Annotated in this window: 4 protein-coding genes; all 4 read left to right on the top strand. The window is 62.2% G+C overall.

The window, feature by feature from the left end; translation table 11 throughout:
* A partial coding sequence (locus VK519_RS08755) for a chromosomal replication initiator protein DnaA (RefSeq protein WP_324349089.1) occupies positions 1-628 on the top strand: 628 nt, incomplete at its 5' end.
* A gap of 202 nt (positions 629-830) precedes the next feature.
* On the top strand, positions 831-1,931 hold the full coding sequence (gene dnaN, locus VK519_RS08750; protein WP_324349087.1) for a DNA polymerase III subunit beta: 1,101 nt from the start codon (positions 831-833) through the stop codon (positions 1,929-1,931).
* Positions 1,932-2,013: 82 nt separating this feature from the next.
* The gene (recF, locus tag VK519_RS08745; RefSeq protein ID WP_324349085.1) at positions 2,014-3,096 is read left to right on the top strand and encodes a DNA replication/repair protein RecF; all 1,083 of its coding nucleotides are present in this window, start codon (positions 2,014-2,016) and stop codon (positions 3,094-3,096) included.
* Between the two features lie 57 nt (positions 3,097-3,153).
* A partial coding sequence (locus VK519_RS08740; protein WP_324349083.1) for a DNA gyrase subunit B occupies positions 3,154-5,279 on the top strand: 2,126 nt, incomplete at its 3' end.

The following is a 5,279-nucleotide window of genomic DNA, read 5'->3' as shown; positions in this document are numbered from 1 at the left end:
AGCCAAGCAGCAGATCATCCTGACCTGCGACCGCTACCCGAAGGAGCTGGACAAGCTCGAGCCGCGCCTGAAATCGCGCCTGGGCTGGGGCTTGTCGGTGGCGATCGAGCCGCCCGATTTCGAAACGCGCGCGGCGATCCTGTTGTCCAAATCGCACGACAAGGGCATGGCCGTGTCCGAAGATGTCGCCATGCTGCTGGCCCGCCGGATCCGCTCCAATGTGCGCGACCTGGAAGGCGCGCTCAACACGCTGGCCGCCCGGGCGAATTTCTACGGCAAGCCGATCACCACGGATTTCGCCGAAGAAACCCTGCGGGACCTGCTCAACACGCATGCCCAGGCGGTGACCGTGCCGAACATCCAGAAGACGGTGGCCGACTACTACCAGGTGCGGCTGTCCGACCTTTTGTCCAAGCGTCGCGTGCGTTCGCTGGCAAGGCCCCGGCAGGTGGCCATGGCGCTATCGAAGGAATTGACTGAGCACAGCCTGCCGGAGATTGGCGAGGCTTTTGGCGGGCGTGACCACACCACGGTGCTGCATGCCTGCCGCACCATTCGCGGTTTCTGCGAAAAGGACGTTCGCATGCGCCAGGATTGGGAACAGCTGATCCGTATATTAACGGGCTGACAAGGTGTGGATAATAGTTGGGTAACCACAGGTGCCCGACTTATCCACAAGTCGCGCACAGTCCGCAAGCCAAACGATACATCCGAAGCCTCCATGTAAGTTTTTGATTTTAAATGATTTATCTGGCTTCTTAAGTTACCCACAGCACCTACAACTACCACTAAATACATCTTAAAAACAAAAGAGCAGGAGTAGGGGACGCATGCAATTCAGCATCCAACGGGAAGTTCTGCTAAAGCCCCTGCAACAGGTGGTGGGAGTGGTGGAGCGTCGGCAGACCCTGCCGGTACTTGCCAACCTGCTGGTCCAGGCCTCGGGGGAGCGCGTGTCATTCACCGGCACGGACCTGGAAGTGGAAATGATCGCCAGCACCCCGGCGACCGGAGTCCACGAAGGCGAAGTAACCATTCCGGCACGCAAGCTCTTCGACATCGTCCGGGCCCTTCCCGATGGCGCCAAGATCGATGTGAAGCTCAACGGCGAGCGAGTCGCCCTGAATGCCGGACGCAGCCGCTTCACCCTGGCCACGTTGCCGAGCACCGAATTTCCGGTGATCGATGAAATCGAGCTGGTGGAGCGGGTGACGCTTCCGGAGGAAGTCCTCCGAGACCTGATGGACCGCACGTCCTTCGCCATGGCCAACCAGGACGTCCGCTATTACCTCAACGGCATGTTGCTCGATCTCCAGGAGCACACGCTGCGTTGCGTGGCCACCGATGGCCACCGCCTGGCGCTGAAGCAGACCCAGCTGGAAAGCTCCGTGGCCGCACGCCGCCAGATCATCATCCCGCGCAAGGGCGTCAACGAACTGGTCGGTTTGTTCGAGACGGGCGAGGGATCGGTCGAGATCGAGTTCGGCCGGAACCATCTGCGTGTCCGCCGTGGGGATGTGGTGTTCACCTCCAAGCTGATCGACGGCCGTTTCCCGGACTACGAGGCAGTGATCCCGCTTGGTGCCGACAAGACGGCCACGATCGACCGCGAAGTGCTGCGTAGTGCCCTGCAGCGCGCAGCGATCCTGTCCAACGAGAAATATCGCGGCGTGAAGCTGGAACTGAGCCCCGGCAAGTTGCGTATCGTGGCCCACAATCCCGAGCAGGAAGAAGCCGTCGAGGAAGTGGAATGCGAGACGTCCGTGTCTGATCTGGCCGTCGGCTTCAACGTGGGATACCTACTCGACGCGCTGGGTGCACTGCGGGGCGAAAAGGTGCGTCTGAGCCTGCGCGATGCGCAATCGAGCTGTTTGCTGCAGGAAGAGGGCAGCGAGGACGCCCGCCACGTGATCATGCCGTTGCGCCTGTGACACCTCCGGCAGCCGCTTGCCGGAAGCCGACGCCGGGACGGTCCTTCGACCTCCCGGCGTCTTTCGTTGTGGGGGTAGGGCGATGAGGATCGACACCTTGCGCATCGCCAACCTTCGATCGTTGGTCGATGTTTCGCTGTCCCTGGCGCCGGGTGCGAACCTTTTCACCGGCGCCAACGGCGCTGGCAAGACCAGCGTGCTGGAGGCGGCGTACCTCCTTTCCCATGCGGGCTCCTTCCGCGCCGGCAGCCGGGAAAACCTGGTCAGCCGGGGAGCCACGGGGTTTTCGGTGTTTGCCGAGGTGTCGCTGGAGTCCGGTGTGCGGCATCGCCTCGGGTTTGGCAAGGAAGGTGGGAAATGGTCGGCGCGGGTCGATGGCGCCACGGCGTCCAGCTTCGGCTCCCTGGTGCAGCATGCGGCGGTCGTCTGTTTCGAGCCAGGTTCGCATGCGCTGATTGCTGGACCCTCCGACGAGCGACGCCGATTCCTCGATTGGGGTGTGTTCCACGTGGAACAAAACTTCCTGTTGGCTTGGCGCCGCTATCAGCGGGCCCTGAAGCAACGGAACAGCCTGCTGCGGCAGGGCGGGTCGCTGGACCTTGGCCTTCTTGAGCCCTGGGAGGCTGAATTGGCCCAGTCAGGGCAGGCGATCGATATCCATCGCGGGGCCTACCTGGAGCAGCTTCGGCTCCACTTGAACCACTACGCCGCAGCCCTGGTTCCGGAGTTGGGTACAGTTGAACTGATGTATCGCCGGGGTTGGCCGGAGGATCTGCCTCTGGATGAGGCCTTGCGTGCCCGTCGCGAGCGCGACCTGGGGCGTGGCCACACCACGCTCGGCTGCCACCGGGCAGATTGGTCTATTCATTTCGAGAACGCGCCGTTGCGGGAGCATTTGTCGCGTGGCCAGGAGAAGCTCACGGCGATGGCCGCCTTGCTTTCGCAGGCAGCGCTTTATGCGGCGAACCGCGGCGAATGGCCCGTTATCTGCCTGGATGATCTTGCATCTGAGCTTGATCGCACCCATCAAGAGTGGGTGGTGGGGCAGCTTCTCCAGCATCGAACGCAGGTACTTATTACCGGTACCGACGTCCCAGAAGCACTTGAGACAGCCCAGGTCACGATGTTCCACGTGGAACAAGGCCAGGTCGCCGCCCTGCTATAATTGACCGAATGCCCGATCTGCGCCTCCGGCGCAGCGGTGCCTTGCATGGATGGGTGCATGACTGACCAAACATACGATTCAAGCAACATCAAGGTTCTGAAAGGCCTGGATGCCGTCCGTAAGCGTCCTGGCATGTACATCGGCGACACCGATGACGGCACCGGCCTCCACCACATGGTGTTCGAGGTGGTGGATAACGCCATCGACGAGGCCCTGGCTGGCTACTGCGACCGGGTCGATGTGATCATCCACGACGACGGCTCGGTGAGCGTTCGCGACAATGGTCGCGGTATTCCGGTGGACACCCATCCGGAAGAGGGCAGGTCCACCGCCGAGGTGGTCATGACCGTCCTGCATGCCGGCGGCAAGTTCGACGCCAATTCCTACAAGGTGTCCGGCGGCCTGCACGGCGTGGGCGTCTCTGTGGTGAATGCCCTTAGCGCCAAGCTGTGGCTCACCATTTATCGCAACGACCAGGAATACAACCAGGAATACGCCGACGGCGAGCCGCTGTATCCCCTCAAGTCGGTTGGAGCGTCGTCGCTGCGCGGCACCATGGTGCGCTTCCTGCCCAGCAAGGCCACTTTCACCACCAATCACGAGTTCCACTACGACATCCTGGCCAAGCGCCTGCGTGAGCTGGCGTTCCTCAATTCCGGCGTCACCATCCACCTGTCGGACGAGCGGAACGAGCGCACTGACACGTTTGCCTACGAAGGCGGCATCCGTTCGTTCGTGCAGCACCTGTCGGAATTGAAGCAGCCGCTGCACCCGAACGTGATCAGCATCAATACCCAGCAGGACGACATCACGGTTGAAGTCGCCATGCAGTGGACCGATGCCTACCAGGAAACGATGTTCTGCTTCACCAACAACATCCCGCAGCGTGACGGCGGCACCCACCTAACGGGCTTCCGCACCGCGCTTACGCGCACCCTGCAGGGCTATATCGAGCGGGAAGGGCTGGCCAGGAACGCCAAGCTAACTGGCCTTTCCGGCGACGATATGCGCGAAGGCATGATTGCCGTGCTCTCGGTGAAGGTGCCCGACCCGAAATTTTCCTCGCAGACCAAGGACAAACTGGTCTCCAGCGAGGTCAAGACCGTGGTGGAGCAGGTGGTGAACGAAAAGTTCTCCGAATACCTGCTCGAGCATCCGGCCGAAGCCAAGATCATCGCCTCGAAGGTCGTCGACGCTGCCCGTGCGCGCGAAGCGGCGCGCAAGGCCCGCGAAATGACCCGCCGCAAGGGTGCGCTGGATATCGCCGGCCTGCCGGGCAAGCTCGCCGACTGCCAGGAAAAGGACCCGGCACTATCGGAACTGTTCCTGGTCGAGGGTGACTCCGCCGGTGGTTCGGCAAAGCAGGGCCGCAACCGCAAGACCCAGGCCGTGCTGCCGTTGAAGGGCAAGATCCTCAACGTGGAGAAAGCCCGCTTCGAGAAGATGATCAGCTCGGCCGAGGTCGGCACGCTGATTACCGCGCTGGGCACGGGCATCGGGAAAGACGAGTACAACCCCGACAAGCTCCGCTACCACCACATCATCATCATGACGGACGCGGACGTGGACGGATCCCACATCCGAACGCTGCTGCTTACCTTCTTCTACCGGCAGATGCCCGAGCTCATCGAGCGCGGCCACATCTACATCGGCCTGCCGCCGCTGTACAAGGTGAAGCAAGGCAAGCAGGAGATGTACATCAAGGACGACGCCACCTTGAACAACTACCTGATTTCCAGCGCGGTGGACAATGCCAGCCTGGTTTACAGCCCGGTCGCGCCGCCGATTACCGGCGAGGCCCTGGAAAAGCTGCTGAAGGATTACCAGTCCGCGCTCGACCAGATCGATCGCATGGCGCACCGGTACGACACGGCCGCTTTCACCGGTATGCTGGAGCAACCAGCCCTCACCGATGCCCACTGGCAGGATCCGGCCATGATGGAGGCCTGGCTCCAGGGCGTGACCAAGGCTCTGAACACCAGTGGCCTGGGCCGCCCCAGCTACCGCATGGTGCTGCGTCCTGCAGCCGGCGAGCAGACCGCGGCGATCGAAGGCGTGGCGTTGGAACAGCTGCTGCTGGCGTTCGCCACCGCGCGCGACACGATCACGCGCAATGCCCACCGCTATGATCCGATTTTGCTGGAATCGCTGATCGACTTCACACCGCTCGATGCCGCGCATCT

This window comes from Pinirhizobacter sp. (genome assembly GCF_035317885.1).
GTDB lineage: Bacteria > Pseudomonadota > Gammaproteobacteria > Xanthomonadales > Rhodanobacteraceae > Pinirhizobacter.
The sequence above is the reverse complement of the archived record's forward strand: the minus strand, read 5'-3'. Positions and strand labels throughout refer to the sequence as shown.